The following is a 19,718-nucleotide window of genomic DNA, read 5'->3' on the forward strand; positions in this document are numbered from 1 at the left end:
ACGGAAGGTGCGGACTTTGGCCTCTGAAGGATCAGGTGGTCGGCGCGGGAAGGTACTCCGCCCGGAGCTGGCCCTTCGCGAGCTTGCCGGTGGGCATCCGGGGCAGCTCGTCGCGGAACGTGACGACGCCGGGCACCTTGTAGCCGGCGAGGCTGCCGCGCAGGTAGGTCCGCAGCTCTTCGGCGAGCTCGTCGGTACCCTCGACACCGTCGGCCGGCGCCACGACGGCGTGGACGTACTCGCCCATCTCCGGGTCGGGCAGCCCGAACACCGCCACATCGGCGACCTGCGGGTGCATGACCATCGCGGCCTCGATCTCGGCGGGGTAGATGTTCACGCCGCCGGAGATGATGGTGAAGTTCTTGCGGTCGGTGAGGTAGAGGTAGCCGTCGGGGTCGAGATAGCCCATGTCCCCGCAGGTCGTCCAGTTCGGGTGGTCGGGGTGCCGGCTGTCCCGGGTCTTCTGCGGGTCGCCGTGGTACTCGAAGGGCGCCTCGTCCTGCTCGAAGTACAGCAGCCCGGCCGTGCCGGTGGGCACATCGGCGCCCTCGTCGTCGCAGATGTGCGGAATGCCGACGAGCGCACGGCCCACCGAGCCCGGATGGGCCAGCCAGTCGGCGCAGCTGATGTACGTGACGCCGCAGCCCTCCGTCCCGGAGTAGTACTCGTCGACGATCGGGCCGACCCAGTCGATCACGGCCTGCTTGACCGGGACCGGGCAGGGCGCCGCGGCATGCATGATCCGGCGCAGGCTGGACGTGTCGTAGCCCAGCCGTACCTTCTCCGGGAGCTTCAGCAGCCGCACCAGCATCGTCGGCACCACCTGGACGTGGGTGATCCGATCCCGCTCGATCACGGCCAGGGTCTGCTCGGCGTCGAACTTCTCCAGGATGACGAGGGTGGCACCGAGCTGGTGCACGCAGACGGCCCACTGCAGGCTGGCCGCGTGGTACAGCGGGGCCGGGCACAGGTAGACGGAACTTTCGTCCATGCCGAACAGGAAGGTGCCCATGGCGGCGATACCACCGCCCGCCGGCCGGTCGACCGGGTCGCCGCTGAGCCGTCGGCGAATTCCCTTGGGCCGGCCGGTCGTGCCGGAGGAGTAGAGCATGAACTCGCCGCGAGGCTGCTCGGCCAGTGGTTCGGTGGACTGGGTCGCCAGCGCCGCCTCGTAGTCGTCGAAGCCGTCGACGCCGCCCTCGGTTCCGTGACCGGTTCCGTCGATCATCAGGCGCAGGTCGCAGGCGGGGACCTCGGCGGCGATCTCCGCCGCCGTCGCGGCGAACCGCTGCGTCGCGATCAGGGCGCGGGCGCCGGAGTCCGCGACGAGCCAGGCCGCCTCGGCGGGGGCGAGGTGCCAGTTCACCGCGGTCAGGTACAGCCCGGAGCGCAGGGTCGCCCAGACCACCTCGAGGTAGCGGATGTGGTTCTCGGCGACGATCGCCACCGTGTCGCCCTCGCGCAGGCCGTGTGCCTGCAGCAGTCGAGCGAGGCGCAGCGAGCGCTCATCGAGCTCCCGGTAGGTGATCCGCTCGCCGGAGCCACTCATGATCACGGCCGGGGAGTCCGGATGGGTGGTCGCGTGCGTGCCGGGGTACATCGTCGGACCTCCAACGTCCAGGCCCAGCTGCGGCGCGGCTGGTATCCAGGCGAACGGCGAACGGGCTCAGGTCGACGGTGCGCGGCGGGTCGCCTGCTGATGGACAAGCGACCGGCGGCATGTCGCGGCGCCGGTCAGGCGATCCGGCCGGGGTTGGCGGGCAGGCTCGCGAGCCGGGCGGGCCGGATCTCGCGGTACTCCCCCACCACGGACGTCAGCTCGGCCGGCGTCGCGCCGTGCATGATCACCCCGGTGACACCGAGGTCGAACTGGCGGGCGATGGCTTCGGCGCACTGGCGCGGGCTGCCCGTCGCCGCGGTGGCCAGCCACTCCGGCGGGATCAGCGTGGCGATGTGCTCCAGCTGCTCCCGGGTCGCCTTCGTGTCGATCCCGCCCTTGATCGCGCCGACGACGTCGTCAGCGCGGAACCGTTCCAGCACCGCCGGGTCCCAGTCGTTGACCCGGACCATCAGATCGCCGTAGCCCTGCAGGTAGGACCCGAGCCGGCCGACCGTCTTGAGCAGCCGCAGCTCCTCCTCGACCTCGTCGGAGACGGTGGCGAGCACCGACCAGACCCGCACGCTGCCCGGGTCCCGCCCGGCCGCCTTCGCGCCGCGTTCCACCGCGGCCATCGCCTCGGCGACCGCGGCGTCCGAGTAGAAGGTGTGCAGGATGACCCCGTCGAGGCAGCGCCCGGCGAGCTCCAGCGAACGCGGGCCGAGCGCCGCGAGCATGATCGGGATGTCCTCGTCGAAGTCGGCGTCCTGGTGCAGGTAGGGCCAGGCGCCGGCCGGCCCGTCGTGGCCCAGCACCATCTCGCCGTGCCAGAGCCGGCGCAGGACGCCGACGACGTCCTCGATCTGCGCGCTCGTGATCGGGGTGAGCCCGAAGGCCTTGAACAGGCGGTCGAAGCCGCGGCCCAGACCGAGGGCGAACCTGCCGCCGGTGAGCCGGTGCATGGTCGTGGCCATGGTGGCCGTGACGATCGGGTGGCGGGTGTTGTGGTTCGTGGCGCCGGTGGCGATCCCGATCGTCTCGCTGACGGCGCCGGCCGCACCGGAGAGCGTCGCCGCGTCCTTGGTACTGAAGCGCTCGGAGATGAAGGCCGCGCCGATGCCGAGCTTCTCGGCGGCGCGGACCTCGGTGACCAGGTCACGGGGCGCCGCGCTGTGCCCGGCCAGGGTGTAGAAACCCAGCTCGTTCAGCGGTAAGCCGTCCGCGGTCACGCTCACACCGGTACCTCCCGTTCGACACGGTCAGGCCCGCCGCGATGTTGACGGGCCTGTGGTCGGATGTCCGGGCCGGGACCGGGCCGGACGCACCCGCAACCCATCGGTGGCCCGCGTCCGGGGGCGGGATCTGCGGACCACCGATGGATAAAATATATCGTAGCCGCGAACGCCTCCCGACACAATTGACAGTTGATGGCAGAACTGTAAATATGCGGCCAACTGCCGTCCAGCCGTTGGGAGAACCCCGTGTCCTTGGAGACGATCGACGTCTACGACGCCGCCCGCTACGAGATCGGCATCCCGCACCAGGACTTCCAGCTCCTGCGCGCGCAGGCGCCGGTGTTCCGGCACGCCGACCCGCAGGTTCCGGAAGGCTTCTGGGCCGTCACCCGGCACCCGGACGTCGTGCGCGTGTCCCGCAGCTCGGAGCTGTTCTCCTCCAGCCGGCGCACCGCGATCCTCGGCGAGATGTCCGAGGAGGCCCGCGCACAGCAGCAGCTGATGATGCTGAACATGGACCCGCCGGCGCACACCCGGCTGCGCAGCCTGGTCAACCGCGGCTTCACCCCGCGGGTGATCGCCCAGATGCGGGAGCACCTGCGCCTGGCCAGCGAGGTCATCGTCGACAAGGCCCTGGCCGCCGGCACCGGCGACTTCGTCGAGCTGGTCGCCGCCGACCTGCCGCTCATCGTCATCGCCGAGCTGATGGGGGTGCCGCTGGAGGACCGCCACCGGCTGTTCGAATGGTCGAACCGGCTCGCCTCGGCCACCGACCTGCAGCTGGAGGAGGGCGGCGACGCCGCGACCGCCGTCTTCGAGATCTACGAGTACGCGAACAACCTGGGCGCGACGAAGCGCGCGAACCCGGCCGACGACATCGTCACGAAGCTGACCTCGCCCGACGAGAACGGCGAGGCGCTGTCCGAGCTGGAGTTCGACCTGTTCTTCCTGCTGCTCATGTTCGCCGGCAACGAGACGACCCGCAACGCCATCACCGGCGGCATGATCGCGATGATCAACAACCCGGGCCAGTGGGAGCGGCTGCGCGCCGACCCGGACCTCGCGCCGACCGCGGCCGACGAGATCGTCCGGTGGGTGAGCCCCGTCAACGCCTTCCGCCGCACCGCGACGCAGGACCTCGAGCTCGGCGGCCAGCTCATCCGGGAGAACGACAAGGTGGTGATCTTCTACTCCTCGGCCAACTTCGACGAGGATGTCTTCACCGACCCCTACACGTTCGACATCGGGCGCAGCCCCAACCCGCACATCGGCTTCGGCGGCGGCGGGGCGCATTTCTGCCTCGGCCGTCATCTGGCGATTCTGGAGATCGAGCAGATGTACCGGGTTCTCGTCGAGCGGGTGCGCCGAGTCGAGCTGCTGGAGCCGCCGACTCGGCTACGCTCCAACTTCGTCAACGGTGTGACCGCCATGCCGGTCCGCTTCGTTCCCGCCTGAGCAGCCGCCCGGGCAACCCGCGAGGAGAGTCCGGGATGGATCTGAGCGCCACGGCAGCGATCGTCACCGGTGGTGCGTCGGGCCTCGGCGCCGCCACCGCGCGGGCGCTGGCCGCCGCCGGTGCCCGGGTCCTGGTCGCCGACCGCGACGACGACCGCGGGAGCGCCGTCGCCAAGCAGATCGACGGCGTGTTCGCCCATGTGGACGTCACCTCCACCGAGCAGATCATCGCCGCCACCGAGCTCGCGAAGACCCTGGGGCCGGTGCGCTCACTGGTCAACTGCGCCGGTATCGGCTGGGCGTCGCGCACAATCGGCCGCGACGGCAGCTACGACTCGGCGCACAACCTCGACGCGTTCCGCAAGGTGATCGAGGTGAACACGATCGGCACCTTCGACTGTGTGCGCATCGTCGCGACCGCGATGGCGGCCACCGAGCCGCTCGCCGACGGGGAGCGGGGCGCGATCGTCAACACCGCGTCGCTCGCCGCCTTCGACGGCCAGATCGGCCAGGCCGCCTACTCGGCCTCCAAGGGCGGCGTGGTGGGCATGACCCTGCCCATCGCGCGGGACCTGTCGGTGGCCGGCATCCGGGTGAACACGATCGCCCCCGGCCTGATCGACACGCCGATCTACGGGGAGGGCCCCGCCTCCGAGGAATTCAAGGACAAGCTCAAGCGGGACGTCCTGTTCCCGCACCGGCTCGGCACCGCGGACGAGTTCGCCTCGCTCGCGCTCGAGCTGCTGCGCAACAGCTACCTCAACGCCGAGGTCATCCGGATCGACGCCGGCGCCCGCCTCCAGCCGAAGTAGGCCGCCGGCCGGCCTCCACCGGGCGACGGCGCCCGCGCCCCGCCTACCCGCCTACCGGCGTCCCCGTCCGCGGCGTCTGGTTCAGGCGTGCCTGTTCACCGAGTTCACGGTCGATCGCGGCGCGGGCGGCGTCAGCCCGGCCGGCGGTCATCAACCGCTTGGTCGCCATGACCGCGGCCGGGTCCTGCGCAGCGATCACCGCCGCCGTCGCCCCGGTCTGCTCCACCAGAGACGCGTCCGCCACGACCTGCCAGACCAGACCCATGTCGCGCGCCGCGCGGGAACCGATCCACTCGCTGGACAGCACCGCCCACATCGCCTCGTCCGGCCGGGTCCGGGCGGGAAGAAGCGCGGTGCTGCCGGCCTCGGGCACCATGCCCAGCGCGGTGAACGGCAGGCGGAAGCGCGCCGACTCGGCCGCGAGCACAAGGTCGAAGTACAGCAGCAGGGTGACGCCGAATCCCACCGCGAGGCCGTTGACCGCGGCGAGCAGCGGCTTCTCGCAGGTGCGCAGCGCCTCGAGAAGCCGGGCGAACTCCGCTCCGGCCGCTTCCCTGCCCGCCGCGTTCGACGTCGCGTCGAGCAGTGATCTGTCGGCGCCCGCGGAGAAGGCCCGCCCGGCGCCGGTCAGCACGATGACGCGGGTCTCCGGATCGGCCATCGCGTGTTCGAGGGCGACGCGCAGGTCGCGGTAGTCGGCGACGGTGAAGGCGTTCAGCCGGGCCGGCCGGGCCAGGGTGAGCCAGGTGATGTGGTCACTGGTCCGCGCCTGGAGCGTCGCTGGGCCGTCCGCCATCGATCATCAACCTCTCCGCCGGCACATTTGAAAATCGATTCTCGATAAGCTAGCGTTCTCCCGCCCCGCCCGACAAGGGGGACGCACGAGGGAGAGGCCGATGTCAGCACCAGCGCCCCGCATCCTTCCAAGCACCGAAGGGCCCAGCGGGTTCTACTGGACCTCCGGAGCGGACGGCCGGCTGCGCCTGCTCCGCTGCGAGGCCTGCGCCTACCTGATCCACCCGCCGACCGGCTACTGCCCTGCCTGCGGCGGTCGGCAGGTCGCGCCGGCGCCGGTGAGCGGCCGCGGCACCCTCTACTCCTTCACCGTCAACCACCAGCCGTGGGACGGAACCGGTGACACTTATGTGATCGGCCTGGTGGAGATCGAGGAGCAGCCGGACGTCCGCCTGCTGACCAACATCGTCGGCGTCGACCCGGCGGAGGTCCGGATCGGGATGCCCCTGCGGGTGGTCTTCGAGGACCACAGCCCGATCTACATCCCGCTCTTCACGCCGGTGCGGCCGTGACCGCCGCCGAGCGGCGCGCCGTCATCTCGGGCATCGGCCAGTCCGCCGTCGGGCGGCGGCTCGGCCGCGACGGCCTCGACCTCACCATCGACGCGGCCCTCGACGCGATCGCCGACGCCGGCCTGACCGTCGCCCAGATCGACGGACTGGCGACCTATCCGGGCGGGATCGGCTACCCGGCCTTCTCGGGGCCCGGCTCGCCGGCCGTCCAGGACGCGCTGCGGCTGTCGCTCGACTGGCACAGCGGCGGTGTCGAAGGCCCCGGCCAGCTCCAGGCGGTCGTGAACGCGATGATGGCCGTCTCGACAGGCCTGGCGCGCCACGTACTGGTCTACCGGACCGTCACCGAGGCGACGGCCCAGGGCACCGGCGGCCGTGCCGGCAGCGGAACGGGAGGCGGACCGGCGACCGGGGCCCAGCAGTGGACCAGCCCGTACCGGGTGTACTCGGCGGTCAACCGCCTGGCGCTCTACGCACAGCGCCACATGCACGAGTTCGGCACCACCGCCGAGCAGATGGCCCAGATCGCCCTCAACGGCCGCCGCAACGCCGGCCTCAATCCCAAGGCGGTCTACCGGGAGCCGCTCACGCTCGACCAGTACCTCGCCGCCCGCATGATCAGCACACCGTTCCGGCTCTACGACTGCGACGTGCCTGTCGACGGGTCGACCGCCCTCGTCGTCTCCACGGTCGAGCACGCCCGCGAGGTGGACCACCCCGTCGCCCGGGTCGAGGCCGTCGGCACGGCGCTGCGGGGCCGCCCCTCCTGGGAGATGTGGGACGACCTGACCACCATGCCGGCCCGGACGGCCGCGCGGCACCTCTGGTCTCGCACCGACCTGCGCCCCGCCGACGTCGATGTGGCTCAGCTCTACGACGGCTTCAGTTGGCTGGCGATGTCCTGGCTGGAGGCGCTCGGCTTCTGCGGCCACGGGGAGAGCGGGGCGTTCGTAGAGGGCGGCACCCGCATCGCGCTCGACGGGCCGCTACCGCTGAACACCGGCGGGGGCCAGCTCTCCGCCGGCCGCCTGCACGGCTTCGGGTACCTGCACGAGGCGGTGCTGCAACTGCGCGGCGAGGCCGAGGCCCGGCAGGTGCCGGGCCGTCCGGAGGTCGCGGTCGTCTCCAACGGCGGCGGACCGATCGCCGGCTGCGTCCTGCTCACCAGGCTCGCCCACTGAACCCGCCGGGAGTGCGGCCCGGGTGAGGTGCGAGCGGGCCACGCGCCGGCCCGTACCCTGGTTGACCAGCAGGCGGACGCTGGAGGGACGTGCCGTGGCCGAGGCCGAGGGAAGCGCACCGACCACGGACCGGCGCGGGCGCCCGCGCCGGTTCGACGAGGGCACCGAACGCCAGATGATCATGGATGCCGCCGTCCGGCTCATGAAGGGCAGCGGGCACGCCGAGATGGCGGTCGTCGACGTCCTCGCCGGGACAGGGCTGTCGACCCGGGCCTTCTACCGGCATTTCGGGTCGAAGGAGGCGCTGCTGCTGGCGCTGATCCACCGCGAGGCCGAGGCGGTGGCCCGGTCCATGACCCGGGCCGTCGAGCGCGCCCGGGAGCCGGCCGCCGCGCTGGAGGCCTGGCTCGACCGGCTGCTCGACACGTTCTTCGAGCCGCGACAGGTCGCACGCTCGGCGCTCTTCACCACCGCCGCCGCGGGCGCCGCGGTCCCGCTGGCCGAGAAGCTGGACGACATCCGCTGGATCCTCGCGCGGCCCCTGGCTGACGTCCTGCGTGCGGGCAATGACGCGGGCGTTCTTTTCTCACCGAATCCGGATGCCGACGCCATCAGCCTGTTCGGGCTCGTGGGTGCCGCCAGCCATTCGGCGCACGCCAATCTGGAGGGCCGCCCGGCGGTGCGGGCCCAGGTGATTCGTTTCGCCTGGCCGGCCTTCGGCCTGCCCGCAGCGACCAACACCGCGGATGACGCCTCCGCGCAGCGGGGTACCACACAGCACTGAGCACGTCCGGCGACTACCCGGATTCACGCCCGTTCCCAGTTGTGCCGCCGTACTGCGCCGGATGCGTCCGCAGGTCGGCTACCTGCTGCGATACGGACATCACCCGGGCACCGTGCGCATCAATGCTTCGCCTGGGATTCACGTCGCGACGGGTCTCCCGTTACCGGGCCGTCCCCGGTTGCCGCCAGCGTGGTTCAGGTTTCGTCTTGACCACCGACAAACGGAGCATCCCATGCGGTTGCGAAACACCCGGGTCACCCTGACCCGAGCCCTGGCCGGGTCTCTCGCGGTCGCCGCGCTGACCGTCACCGCCGCCACGACCGCGATCGCCGCCACCACCGCCGGCGACGCCACGCCGTCCCCGACGGCGACGGCGACGGCGACGGTGACCGCGGCGCCCACCGCCGCCGCGACGCCCACCGCGACCACGACCACGGCGGCGACCGCCGCGGCGGCAGCCGCACCGCAGGATCTGGCGGCGACGCTGATCCGCCGCTACGCCGCCTTCGACGCCAACCAGGGTGTCGCGGTCGACGGCAGGTACTTCTACGCCGTCGACAACCGCACCGTCACCAAGCACGACCGGGCCACCGGCGCCCCGCTGCTGCAGTTTGTCTCCGACGCGACCGGCCCGCTGATCCACTTCGACAGCGGCACGGTCGTCGACAACAAGCTCTACCTCGCCCACTCGAACTACAACCAGGTCCCGATGGCGAGTTCGATCGAGGTCCTCGACACCAGGACCATGCGCCACATCGAGACCTTCAGCTTCGGTATCGACCGTGGTTCGCTGACCTGGATCGACCGCCACGACGGCGCCTGGTGGGCCGGCTTCGCCAACTACGACACCAACGGCGCCGACGGCAGGCCCTACGGCGGCGGCAGCCAGAACACCCAGGTCGTGAAGCTCAACGACAGGTTCGAGGTCGTCGAGGCCTGGATCGTCCCGGCGAACCTGGTCGACCGGTTCCGTCCGATGAGCAACTCGGGTGGCTCGTGGGGCCCCGACGGCCGGCTCTGGCTGACCGGTCACGACAACGCCGAGGTCTACGTCATGGAGCTCCCGGAGGCGGGCACCACGCTGACCTGGGTCGCCACCGTCGCGCTGCCCGACGTCGAGGGCCAGGCCATCGCCTGGGACCGCTCGGACAAGAAGCACCCGACGTTCTGGGCCATCAAGCGGACGACCAAGGAAGTCCTCAACTTCGAGGTGCCCTTCAAGTCGATCAAGGAGGCGCCCGCCGCACCGTTCCGCGTGGTCGGCCCCGGCTCGTTCGTGCCCTGACATCCACCTCCGCGTGAACGCGGAGGATTCCAACGTGTTCGTTCCCCCGCTCCGCGGGAAAACGGATTCCTTCCCGGCCTGAAGGCCGGGGCATCGTCCCGGGTATCTCGGTGACAGTCGTCTGACGCGCGACGGTACCGGCCTGCCCGCACGGCGGGCAGGCCGGTACCGTGCAGGCAGGCCGGTACATTGAGCCTTTTCCATCGGGCGGGTCCGTCCCGCGAACCGACCCCGTCCAGCCCTTCGCAGCCCGGCCAGGCCACTCCTGGCTTTCAGATGGGCAGCTCAGATGGGCAGCAGGGTGTGCCCGGCCTGGGTGGGGTTCACGCCGGCTCCGAACCGCTCGGCGCGCGCGCGGAGCGTAGCGGCGGCCTCGTCCCGCCCGAGCATCAGGCAGTACTCCCCCGCCCGGATGCCGCGCAGCACGTCGTCGGCCAGCTCCCCCAGCGGCTGGATGGGAACCTCGTGGCCGGCCTTCGCCGCGCTCTCGACGATCCCGGCCACGGTCATCCCCGGGGTGGTCCGTGGCGTCTCCCGGGCCAGCTCCGCCGGCCGGTTGCGGTCGGACGTCCACAGGCCGGTGTCGAGCAGTCCCTTGCCCGAGGGCAGAAACAGCGACACCGCGATCGGGTGCCCCTCCTCCGCGAGCTGGGCTCCCAGGCACTCGGTGAGGATGGACACCGCCGCCTTGCTCGCCGCGTACACCGACGCGTTCGGCATCGGCTCGACCGCCCCGTCCCCGGACGAGGTGTTGACGACGTGCCCGGGCTCCCCGGAGGCGATCATCCGCGGGACGAACGAGCGGATGCCGTTCGCGACGCCGTAGACGTTCACGCCGAACGTCCAGCGCCAGTCGTTCGGCGTCGACTCCCACACCTTCGCCCCGGGCGGGCCGACACCGGCGTTGTTCACCAGCACATGGGTGCGCCCGTAGCGCCGGAAGACCTCCGCGGCCAGTTCCTCGACGGAGGCCTCGTCGGAGACGTCCGCGACGATGCCGTCGACCTTCGCGCCGGTCTGTTCACGCAGCGCGTCGACGGTCGCCGCCAGCGCGCCCGCCTCGATGTCGGAGAGCACCAGCAGCGCGCCGGCGCGGGCGAACGCCTCCCCGAGCGCGCGGCCGATGCCGGCGGCCCCACCGGTGATGACGACGACCCGGCCGGCGAAGTCGGTGATGGGCGCGTTCATGCCGCGCCGCCGTCCCGGGCCGGGCCGTGGATCTCCTCGACGGTCGGGCCGATCCGGTCGACGACCGGCGCGAGCTTCGCCAGGTCGAAGTCGTACAGCTCGGCGGCGTTGAGCCCGAGGATGCGCCGGGTGTCGGCCTCCGGCACGTCACCGAACCGGTCGCGCAGCCACTCGCGGGTGTGCGGCCAGGTGCCCTCCGGATGCGGGTAGTCGTGCCCCCACATCAGCCGGTCGACACCGATGTCGTGGCGGCGGTCGATCTCCAGCGGGCCCATGACGGACGACGCCATCCACACGTTGCGCCGGTAGTAGTCCGACGGCTTCATCCGCATGCCGTCGCGGAAGGTCTTCGGGCCGAACTTGCGGGTCGAGTGGTCGCCCTCCCACTTCGCGTCCATCCGGGCCAGGATGTCCGGCACCCACCAGGCGCCGTTCTCGGCCAGCGCGTACTTCAGCTTCGGATGACGCTCGAACACGCCGCCGAGCAGCAGGGCCCAGAACGGCCGGGCCGCCCACCAGTACGACTCGGTGGCGTAGATGGACAGGAAACCGGGTGCCCAGGTGTAGTCGGTGGGGCCGACACCGGAGTGAGTGTGCACGACCAGCCCGGCCTCGGCGCACACCGACCACAGCGGGTCGTACACCGGGTCGTTGTAGGCCGGGTAGGTGCCCCACTTCGTCGGGATCATGATCCCGCCGCGCAGTCCGTTCTCGGCCGCCCACTCGGTCTCCGCGACGGCGGCGGCCACGTCGTGCAGCGCCGGGATGATCGCGATGCCGTAGCGGCGGTCGGGCTCGCTCTGGCAGAACTCCGCGGCCCACCGGTTGTGCGCCTTCGCGCCGGCCATCACCAGCACGGGGTCGCTGTCACCGGAGGAGTTCAGGCCGGATCCGAACGGCGACGCCGAGACGCCGCCGACACCCGCCGAGTCCGCGTCGGGGAACACGACCTCGGCGGCCACACCCTCGGAGTCCATCTCCTTGGTGCGCACGGTCGGGTCCCAGGCGCCCTCCATCCCGCCGTGGTCGCCGATCTCGGAGTTCCACTCGGCGAGGAACTTCAGGTGGTCGTCGGCGGTCACCAGCGCGGACGCCTGGACGTCCGCGGCCTGGGCGTCGTCGAACGCCTGGCGGTAGCGGGGCTCGACGTACTCGCGGTACTGCTCCGGCGGGAGCCCGGCGTGGGTGTCAGTGGAGATGATTAAGTACCGGTCGCTCATGTTCTGTTCCTTCGGCCTTCTCGTTCTCGTCGTCGGTCGCGCGGGCACGGGCGTCAGGCTCAGGGCCCCAGGATCAGGACTCAGTGGTCGTAGCGGCTGAAGGCGTACGGCTCGAACGCCACCGGGTCGACGGGGCCGACGACGCTGGCCTTGTTGGCCGAGGAGCGCGTCGTGTAGGTGATCGACACCGTCTCCAGGACGGGCAGGTCGACGACGGGCGCGGTGGGCTCGTCGCGCAGCACCAGCTTGCCCTCGACCCGCTCCATGGTGACCGGGGTGCGCACCTGGTCGAAGCGGACCAGTAGCGGGTCGCCGTCGAAGCCCGACCCGGAGACCGCGGGCAGGAACTTGAACCACCACTGGGTCGCCGGGTAGGGCGCGGGCACCGGCAGCGTCTCGGCGACGTCCCCGACGATCTCGACGAAGGTGACGCCGTTGCGCGCGATCCGGCCCTCGACGTGGTCGCCGTCGCGGGTCAGCTCCAGGCTGGCGAGCTTCTTCGGCTCGCCGTGCTTCTCCCGGCTGATCGAGATCGCCGACTCCAGGTCGATCGGGATCAGCAGCGGGTACTCACCGGTCACCCCGTCGTGGACGGCGTCGACCGCGAAATAGCCGACCAGCTCCTTGTAGTGGTGTTCACCGAAGTGCAGGTCGATGTCGGTGACCCGCACATGCACCCGTGGCTGCTCCGGTGGCGTGAGCGGCGGCGGCAGCACCTCGGCGAGGCGCGCCGGGTCGGTCAGGTAGACCACTTCCAGCGACGGGATCGGGGGTAACCCGCTGCCCACGTTGGACTCGGCCTCGGAGCTCTTCTCGATGGTGCGTACCCAACGGTTGCCCATCAGGCCCTCCTCATGATGGTGGCGGTGGCGGATTTCGGGCAGCACGAACAGAGCTCGCGTCACGCCGTCGCGTGCACGAGCTCCGTTACAGTGCGGCCGGGCTCGCGGTCAGTGCGCTCGCCGTCAGTGCTTCGTCGCGCCGTCCGGCCAGGAGTAGAACTGCTGGCACCAGCGGCGCTGCTCGGTGATCGCCTTCTCGGAGGGGCGCAGCACCGGCGGGTTCTTGTAGATCTTGTTCTCCCAGATCGGGAGGTCCTGGCTGATGCCGTCGGTGAAGGCGCGCGAGGCCTTCTCCGCCGCGTCCTCCCCGTTCTTCGCCGGAGCGGTGAAGATCCAGCGGACGTGCACGTTCTCCTCGTCGATCGGTGTCGTCGAGGAGATGAACGTCGTGTACTTCTTCACCCGCAGCACACCGAGGCCCAGCCCGTAGCCCTCGCGGACGAAGTTGCCGTCCATCGCGACCGCCCGCTTGTAGTGGCCGTCGATGACGAAGTCCTGCTCGGGGATGGCCGGTGTGCCGTGCACGTAGAGGAAGTGGGGGGTGTCGACGTTGTTCTCGGCCATCTCCTGGCAGCACGTCGCGATCTCGAAGTCCTTGACCACGATCGGCAGCCAGGCGGGGTCGTGGAACTCCTCGACCTCGGGCACCTCGTAGGTCGGCGCCTCCTTCTCCAGGTGATGCCAGGCCCAGATCATGTGGTTGCGCTCGACGACCGGGTAGGTGCGGGCGGCCGCCGTCTTCGGGATGTAGTCGATGTCGTCGTAGGGAACCTCGACGCAGGAGCCGGTGGCGCCGTCGAAGCGCCAGCCGTGGAACGGGCACTGCAGCGACCCGTCGACGACCCGGCCGCCGACGCCGAGGTGGGCGCCCAGGTGCGGGCAGTAGGCGTCGAACAGGTACGGCGTGCCGTCGGTGCCGCGGAACAGCACCAGGTCCTTGCCGAAGTAGAACAGGGACTTGGTGCGCCCCGGCTCGACCTCGTCGGCCCGGGCGACGATGAACCAGCCGTTGGGAATCGGGAACGGGAAGCGGGGCGTGCTCTCCCGCCGGACCTTCGTTCGCCGGGAGAGATCGGTCAGCGTGTCGGGGCGCAGCGGCATGGGCAGCCCGACGAGCTCGTCGTCGGCGGTCGTGGTGACCGCGTTGGTTCCGTAGAGCTCGGCGCCGCGACGGCTGGCCGGGGCCCCGTCCGAGGTGGTCATGGCGTCTGCCTCCCAGAAAGGTCCGCACCGTAGCGTGACGTAGGTGGGATAAGATATACAATCTGTGGCGATCGGGAGGGGCTGAAACCGATCACTGAACCGACATTCAACATGAGCCTCACCGAGTTCACAAGCCCAAACGGCTCGACTTCCGAGGAGCGCCACGTGACCGACGGCGTCTGGGGCAGCGCGCCCCGGCACACCACGACCGAGTTACTGCTGCAGCGGGCCGACAAGGAGCCCGACTCGGAGTACCTGGACGTCTGTGGGACCAAGCTGACCGCGGGCGAGGTCGTCACGGCCGCCGCGGCCCTCGGCGGCGCGCTGCGGGAGCTGGGCGTCGGACCCGGCGACCGGGTCGCCACACTGCTGGAGAACTCCCCGGAGGCGCTGCTGGTCTGGTGGGCGACCCAGTGGGCGGGTGCGGTCGCGGTGCCGGTGAACACCGCCTACAAGGGCGAGTACCTGCGCCACCAGCTGCGTGACTCCGGGTCGACGGTGCTGGTCGTGGGCGCGGACCTGGCCGACCGGGCGCAGGCGGTCAGCGCCGACCTCGACGGCCTGCGCCACGTCGTGGTGACCGGGCCCGACGCGCTGGAGTTCCCCGGCGCCACGGCGCACCGGCTCGACGACCTGCTCGCCGCCACCCCGCTGACGGCCCCGGTGGAGCGCGACCCGTCCGATCTGGCCACCTTCATCTACACGGGTGGGACCACCGGGCTGTCCAAGGGCTGCATGCTCAGCCACAACTACCACGAGGCGCTCGCCCAGCAGATCGGCTACAGCTGGGGGCGCACCGCGTCCGACGTGCTGTGGACGCCGCTGCCGATGTTCCACTACAACGCGCTGGTCACCGCGGTGGTCGGGGCCCTGGTCTTCGGAGGCCGCTCGGCGATCTACCGGAAGTTCTCGGTGTCGAACTTCTGGCCCGAGATGAACCGCACCGGCGCCACGATCACCTCGACGCTGGGCACCATGGCCTACCTGCTCGCCCATGACGTCGACCGGCCGGAGATGCCGCGTTCCGGCGCGGCGCAGGCCAACAGCTCGCTGCGGCTGATGGGAGCGGCCCCGCTGCCGCCCGAGGTCGACGACGTCATCCGCGAACGGTTCGGCATCGAGACGTTCTCCGGCGCCTACGGTGTCACCGAGGCCAGCCTGATCTCCTGGCAGCCGCCCGGTGTGCGCAACAGGCCGCGGGCCGCCGGGGTGATCAACACCCGCTACTTCGACGTCCGCATCTTCGACGACTCCGACGTCGAGCAGCCGCGCGGCACCGACGGCGAGATCGTCATCCGGCCGAAGCTCCCGCACGTGATGTTCGAGGGCTACTGGGGCCGCCCCGAGGCGACGGTCGAGGCCAGCCGCAACTGGTGGTACCACACCGGCGACATCGGGAAGATCGACGAGGACGGCTACCTCTACTTCGTCGACCGCAAGGCCGACTACCTGCGCCGGCGCGGCGAGAACATCGCCAGCTTCGAGGTCGAGCGCATCCTCATGGGCCACGGCCAGCTCGCCGACGTCGCCGTGCACGCGGTGCCGAGCAAGCTCACCGAGGACGACGTCAAGGTCACGGCCATCCTCACCCCGGACGCGACGCTCACCGAGGAGGAGCTGTTCCGCTGGTGCGTCGACGCGCTGCCGTACTTCGCGCTGCCGCGCTACATCGAGTTCCGCGCCGAGCTGCCCCGCAGCCCCGTCGGCCGGGTGCTCAAGCGGGAGCTGCGCGCCGAGGGCGTGACCGCCGGCACCTGGGACGTCGAGGCCGCTGGCATCACCTACGACAAGCGCTGATGGGGCAGGACCGGTTGATGGGGCAGGATCGAATGACCGAGCAGGTTGTCATCGTCGGGGCGGCGCTGTCCGACTGTGGGCGGGTGGACTCGACGACGCCCTTCGCCCTGCACCAGCAGGCCGCGGCCCGGGCACTCGCCGACGCGGGGCTGAGCCACACAGACGTCGACGGCGTGGCCTCGACCGGCCTCGGCGTCCTCGCGCCGGTCGAGCTGGCCGAGTACCTGGGGCTGCGGCCGACCTGGACCGACTCCACCAGTGTGGGCGGCAGCGCGTGGGAGGTGATGCTCGAGCACGCAGCCGACGCGATCCGGGCCGGAACCGCGACCACCGTGCTGCTCGTCTACGGGTCGACGGCACGCTCGGACCTGAAGAACCGGCTGCGGACGGCGAACCTGTCCCTGTCCTCGCGCGGGCCGAGCCAGTTCGAGGTGCCGTGGGGGCACACCCTGATCGCCAAGTACGCGATGACGGCGCGGCGGCACATGCACGAGTTCGGCACGACCATCGAACAGCTCGCGAACATCGCCGTCGACACCCGGTTCAACGCGGGCCTCAACCCGGACGCGATGTACCGGGAGCCGCTGACGGTCGACGACGTCCTCGCCGCGCCGATGGTGGCGACGCCGTTCACCAAGCTGCACTGCTGCATCCGCAGCGACGGCGGCGGCGCGGTGGTGCTGACGTCCGCCCGGCGTGCCGCCGACCTGCCGGGCCGGGCGGTGCGGGTGCTGGGCACCGGCACCGCGAGCAACGTGACGACGATGTCGGAGTGGGCGGACTTCACCCGATCGCCCGCCGAGGTGTCCGGCCGGCTGGCCTTCTCCCGGGCCGGGCTGACCCCCGCGGACGTCGACGTCTGCCAGTTCTACGACTCGTTCACCTCGACGGTGCTGCTGACCTTCGAGGCGCTGGGGTTCTGCGGCCGCGGGGAGGCCGGCGGCTACCTGGAGGGCGGCACGATGCGGGTGGGCGGGGCGATGCCCACCAACACCGACGGCGGCGGGCTGTCGGCGTGCCATCCCGGCATGCGCGGCATCTTCCTGCTGGTCGAGGCCGTTCGCCAGCTGCGCGGGGAGGCCACCGGACGGCAGGTTCCCGACGCCCGGGTGGCCTGTGTGAACGCCACCGGGGGCTGGTTCAGCTCGGCCTCGACGGTGCTGCTCGGAGTCGACTGAGCGCCGGCCGAGCGCCGCCTGGAGGGTCGGGCGGGGGAACGAACACCACGAAGGTGGTGCCGGTACACAAACCCTTGCCACGTTCCGGCATATGTGATTGATTATACAATATCTAAAGATCACTGCAGTGACGCCACTTCCCGGGTCACGCGTGGTCACCCGCCCGCCCCGCCAGGGCCCGTGCCGCTCCCGCACCGGGCCGGGACTCCTGGCACCGGGGGTGGCGCGCCTATCTCCACAGATCCAGCACAACTCCGATGAGACATCGCAGCCGAGTCGTTGCCGCCGACGGCGGTTTTGGAGGCATTATGCCGACGCCGACACCCACCGCGGCGCCGCCCGTCACCGGAGCAGCGCCGCTGTTACGCCTGTCCTCGGTCAGCAAGCGCTTCGGCGGGGTGCGCGCACTGACCGACGTCGACCTCACCGTCGCCGCCGGAACCGTCCAGGGCCTCATCGGGCCGAACGGCGCGGGCAAGACCACCCTTTTCGACATCATCTCCGGCATCACCCCCGCCTCCGAGGGAACGGTCCACTTCGCGGACCACGATGTCACCGCCGTCTCGGCCACCCGGCGCGCGCGGCTCGGCATGCGCCGCACCTTCCAGCGGGCCCAGGTCTTCAGCTGGCTGTCGGTGGAGGACAACGTGCTCGCCGGGCTCGAGTGGCACGGTGGCGGTGGCGGTGTCCTCGCCGACCTGCTCTCCCTGCCGTCGCGGCGCACGCTGGAACACCAGCGCCGCGAGCGGGTCGCGGAGGTCCTCGAGTGGTGCGGCCTCACGGAGCTGCGCAAGGTCTCCGCCGGCGCGCTGCCTCTCGGCCAGCAGCGCCTGCTGGAGCTCGCCCGTGCCATCGCCGACCGCCCCCGGCTGCTCCTGCTCGACGAGCCGACGTCCGGGCTCGCCCACGCCGAGTCCGACCGCTTCGGGGAGCTGGTGCTGTCGCTGCGGGGCGAGGGATGCGCGGTGGTGCTCGTCGAGCACGACGCCGCCTTCGTGATGCGGACCTGCGACCGCATCACCGTGCTCGACCTGGGCTCCGTCCTCGCCGAGGGCACCCCGGCCGAGATCCAGGCCAACCAGGCCGTCCGCGACGCCTACCTCGGCTGACAACGGCTCCCGCACCGCTCGTTCGTTTCAAGGAATCACCAGGGAGTGCATCAATGCGAACCATCCGATTAGTGGCGGCGGCAGCCACCGCGCTCGCGGTCATCGCGAGTGCCGTGGGGTGCTCGTCGGACGGCACACCGCAGGACGGCCCGACCGTCGCCGCCGACACGGTGAAGGCAGGCCCGCCGTCGGGCTGGAGTGACGGCGGCTACACGGTCGACGCGGCCAGCCTGAAGTGTGGCCAGACCGCCTCCAACCCCACCCGCGGCGTCACCGACACCGAGATCACCATCGGTGGCCTGGCCTATCTGACCAGCGCCAGCGGCAGCTCGATGGCCGGCACCGAGCTCGGCGCGCAGGCCCGGTTCGACCGGGCGAACGCCGAGGGCGGCGTCAACGGCCGCAAGATCAACTACGTGGGCACCCTGGATGACGGCAACGACCCGGCGCGCAACAGCGCCCAGGCCAAGGCGCTGGTCGACAAGAACATCTTCGCCGCGGTCCCGGTGATGACAAGCAGCGCGAACTATCTCGACACCTTCTGCGGCGAGACGGTTCCCTTCTTCGGCTGGGGCTTCAACCTCGGCTTCTGCCAGACATCGATCGGCTTCGGTATCACCGGCTGCCAGTTCCCCGAGGGCGACGTCACCTCGACGACGTACGGCCTGATGATCCAGGCCATGTTCGGCGGTGACGCCACCGGCAAGACGACCGCTCTCGTCGGTGTCGACAACGACTCGGCACGGGCGGGCCTCAAGCAGCTCGGCGAACAGATTCGCTCCGTCGGGGTGAAGACCGTCTACGAGGAGAACCCGATCCCCGTCGCGGGCATCACCGACACCACCGCGGTGGTCAACGCCCTGATGACGTCCAACAACGGCGCCCCGCCGGACGTCGTCCTCTACGTCGCCGACTTCAACTCGGTCATCAAGATGACCGCCGCGATGACGGCTGCCGGGTACGAGGGCAAGAACCTCAACCCGGTCGGTTACGACCCGCGCCTCGCCGGATTCAAGGACCTGCAGAAGTCCTACACGATCGTGCAGTGGCAGCCCGGGGCCGACACCAGCGTCCCGGCCATCAAGCAGCTCACCGAGGACTTCGCCAAGTACGCCCCGGACCAGGCCATCAGCCTGCCGGCGATGGCCGGGTACTGGGCGGCCGACATGTTCATCCAGGCAGCCACCAAGGTCGGCCCTGAGCTCACCGTCGACAAGCTCCTGAAGGTGCTCAACTCCGACTACTCCTACTACGTCGAGGGCGCCGTGCCCGAGACGCGGTGGCCGCTCAACCACAACATCTCGGCTCCCTGCGCCTCGATCGTCCAGCTCAACGGCGACAAGTACGACATCACCAGCAAGCTCTCCTGCGGTTCCCTGATCAAGAAGTAGCTCCACCGCACAACAGCAAAACAGAAACGCAAAAACAGCAACAGCAACAGCAACAGCAACAGCAACAGCAGGTAATACCGCCTGGCCGGAGCCGGAACGGAAAATCCGCGCCCGGCCAGGCGGTCCCAGAAATG

General features: G+C 70.7%; 17 protein-coding genes. 10 read left to right on the forward strand and 7 right to left on the reverse strand.

Features of this window, described 5'->3' with window-relative positions:
- Window positions 1–31: 31 nt before the first annotated feature.
- Together AWX74_RS06705 and AWX74_RS06710 are read right to left on the reverse strand one after the other, a co-directional pair.
- Window positions 32–1,600 (reverse strand): acyl-CoA synthetase, encoded by a 1,569-nt coding sequence (locus AWX74_RS06705; RefSeq protein WP_091272705.1) that lies wholly within the window; start codon window positions 1,598–1,600, stop codon window positions 32–34.
- 134 nt (window positions 1,601–1,734) lie between these two features.
- Complete coding sequence (locus AWX74_RS06710; RefSeq protein WP_397313016.1) at window positions 1,735–2,826, reverse strand: TIGR03857 family LLM class F420-dependent oxidoreductase; 1,092 nt, start codon at window positions 2,824–2,826, stop codon at window positions 1,735–1,737.
- A gap of 252 nt (window positions 2,827–3,078) precedes the next feature.
- Between AWX74_RS06710 and AWX74_RS06715 the strand changes: the two genes are divergently transcribed.
- Window positions 3,079–4,287 (forward strand): cytochrome P450, encoded by a 1,209-nt coding sequence (locus AWX74_RS06715; RefSeq protein WP_091272710.1) that lies wholly within the window; start codon window positions 3,079–3,081, stop codon window positions 4,285–4,287.
- Window positions 4,288–4,322: 35 nt separating this feature from the next.
- The gene (locus AWX74_RS06720; protein WP_091272713.1) at window positions 4,323–5,099 is read left to right on the forward strand and encodes an SDR family NAD(P)-dependent oxidoreductase; all 777 of its coding nucleotides are present in this window, start codon (window positions 4,323–4,325) and stop codon (window positions 5,097–5,099) included.
- A 43-nt stretch (window positions 5,100–5,142) separates the two neighbouring features.
- Here the strand turns inward: AWX74_RS06720 and AWX74_RS06725 are convergent, their stop codons facing one another.
- On the reverse strand, window positions 5,143–5,895 hold the full coding sequence (locus AWX74_RS06725; RefSeq protein WP_091272714.1) for an enoyl-CoA hydratase/isomerase family protein: 753 nt from the start codon (window positions 5,893–5,895) through the stop codon (window positions 5,143–5,145).
- A gap of 100 nt (window positions 5,896–5,995) precedes the next feature.
- Between AWX74_RS06725 and AWX74_RS41145 the strand changes: the two genes are divergently transcribed.
- The 4 genes from AWX74_RS41145 (at window position 5,996) to AWX74_RS06740 (ending at window position 9,656) form a co-directional block, all read left to right on the forward strand.
- The gene (locus tag AWX74_RS41145) at window positions 5,996–6,406 is read left to right on the forward strand and encodes a Zn-ribbon domain-containing OB-fold protein (protein ID WP_226930850.1); all 411 of its coding nucleotides are present in this window, start codon (window positions 5,996–5,998) and stop codon (window positions 6,404–6,406) included.
- The gene (locus AWX74_RS06730; protein WP_242666110.1) at window positions 6,403–7,587 is read left to right on the forward strand and encodes a thiolase family protein; all 1,185 of its coding nucleotides are present in this window, start codon (window positions 6,403–6,405) and stop codon (window positions 7,585–7,587) included. Before AWX74_RS41145 ends, AWX74_RS06730 begins: the two co-directional genes overlap by 4 nt.
- Before the next feature lie 94 nt (window positions 7,588–7,681).
- Entirely contained in the window at window positions 7,682–8,371 is a 690-nt protein-coding gene (locus tag AWX74_RS06735; protein WP_091272715.1) for a TetR/AcrR family transcriptional regulator, read from the forward strand.
- Between the two features lie 232 nt (window positions 8,372–8,603).
- A complete protein-coding gene (locus AWX74_RS06740; protein WP_091272716.1) occupies window positions 8,604–9,656 on the forward strand; it encodes a hypothetical protein in 1,053 nt (350 codons plus the stop codon).
- Window positions 9,657–9,941: 285 nt separating this feature from the next.
- Here the strand turns inward: AWX74_RS06740 and AWX74_RS06745 are convergent, their stop codons facing one another.
- From AWX74_RS06745 to AWX74_RS06760, 4 genes are all read right to left on the reverse strand, one after another.
- Complete coding sequence (locus tag AWX74_RS06745; protein ID WP_091272717.1) at window positions 9,942–10,844, reverse strand: SDR family NAD(P)-dependent oxidoreductase; 903 nt, start codon at window positions 10,842–10,844, stop codon at window positions 9,942–9,944.
- A complete protein-coding gene (locus AWX74_RS06750) occupies window positions 10,841–12,064 on the reverse strand; it encodes an amidohydrolase family protein (RefSeq protein WP_091272719.1) in 1,224 nt (407 codons plus the stop codon). The genes AWX74_RS06745 and AWX74_RS06750 overlap by 4 nt, the downstream gene beginning before the upstream one ends.
- 80 nt (window positions 12,065–12,144) lie before the next feature.
- Window positions 12,145–12,906, reverse strand: a complete 762-nt coding sequence (locus tag AWX74_RS06755) for an acetoacetate decarboxylase family protein (protein WP_091272966.1) — start codon at window positions 12,904–12,906, stop codon at window positions 12,145–12,147.
- Between the two features lie 123 nt (window positions 12,907–13,029).
- Window positions 13,030–14,109, reverse strand: a complete 1,080-nt coding sequence (locus AWX74_RS06760) for a Rieske 2Fe-2S domain-containing protein (RefSeq protein WP_091272722.1) — start codon at window positions 14,107–14,109, stop codon at window positions 13,030–13,032.
- 165 nt (window positions 14,110–14,274) lie between these two features.
- Here AWX74_RS06760 and AWX74_RS06765 point away from each other — a divergent pair, with 165 nt between their 5' ends.
- From AWX74_RS06765 to AWX74_RS06780, 4 genes are all read left to right on the forward strand, one after another.
- Window positions 14,275–15,906 (forward strand): AMP-binding protein, encoded by a 1,632-nt coding sequence (locus AWX74_RS06765; protein WP_091272725.1) that lies wholly within the window; start codon window positions 14,275–14,277, stop codon window positions 15,904–15,906.
- 32 nt (window positions 15,907–15,938) lie between these two features.
- Entirely contained in the window at window positions 15,939–17,084 is a 1,146-nt protein-coding gene (locus AWX74_RS06770) for a thiolase C-terminal domain-containing protein (protein WP_054567573.1), read from the forward strand.
- Window positions 17,085–17,392: 308 nt separating this feature from the next.
- A complete protein-coding gene (locus AWX74_RS06775; protein ID WP_091272727.1) occupies window positions 17,393–18,193 on the forward strand; it encodes an ABC transporter ATP-binding protein in 801 nt (266 codons plus the stop codon).
- A 53-nt stretch (window positions 18,194–18,246) separates the two neighbouring features.
- A complete protein-coding gene (locus AWX74_RS06780) occupies window positions 18,247–19,584 on the forward strand; it encodes an ABC transporter substrate-binding protein (protein WP_091272730.1) in 1,338 nt (445 codons plus the stop codon).
- Window positions 19,585–19,718: the final 134 nt, after the last annotated feature.

Source organism: Parafrankia irregularis (assembly GCF_001536285.1).
Classification (GTDB): domain Bacteria; phylum Actinomycetota; class Actinomycetes; order Frankiales; family Frankiaceae; genus Parafrankia; species Parafrankia irregularis.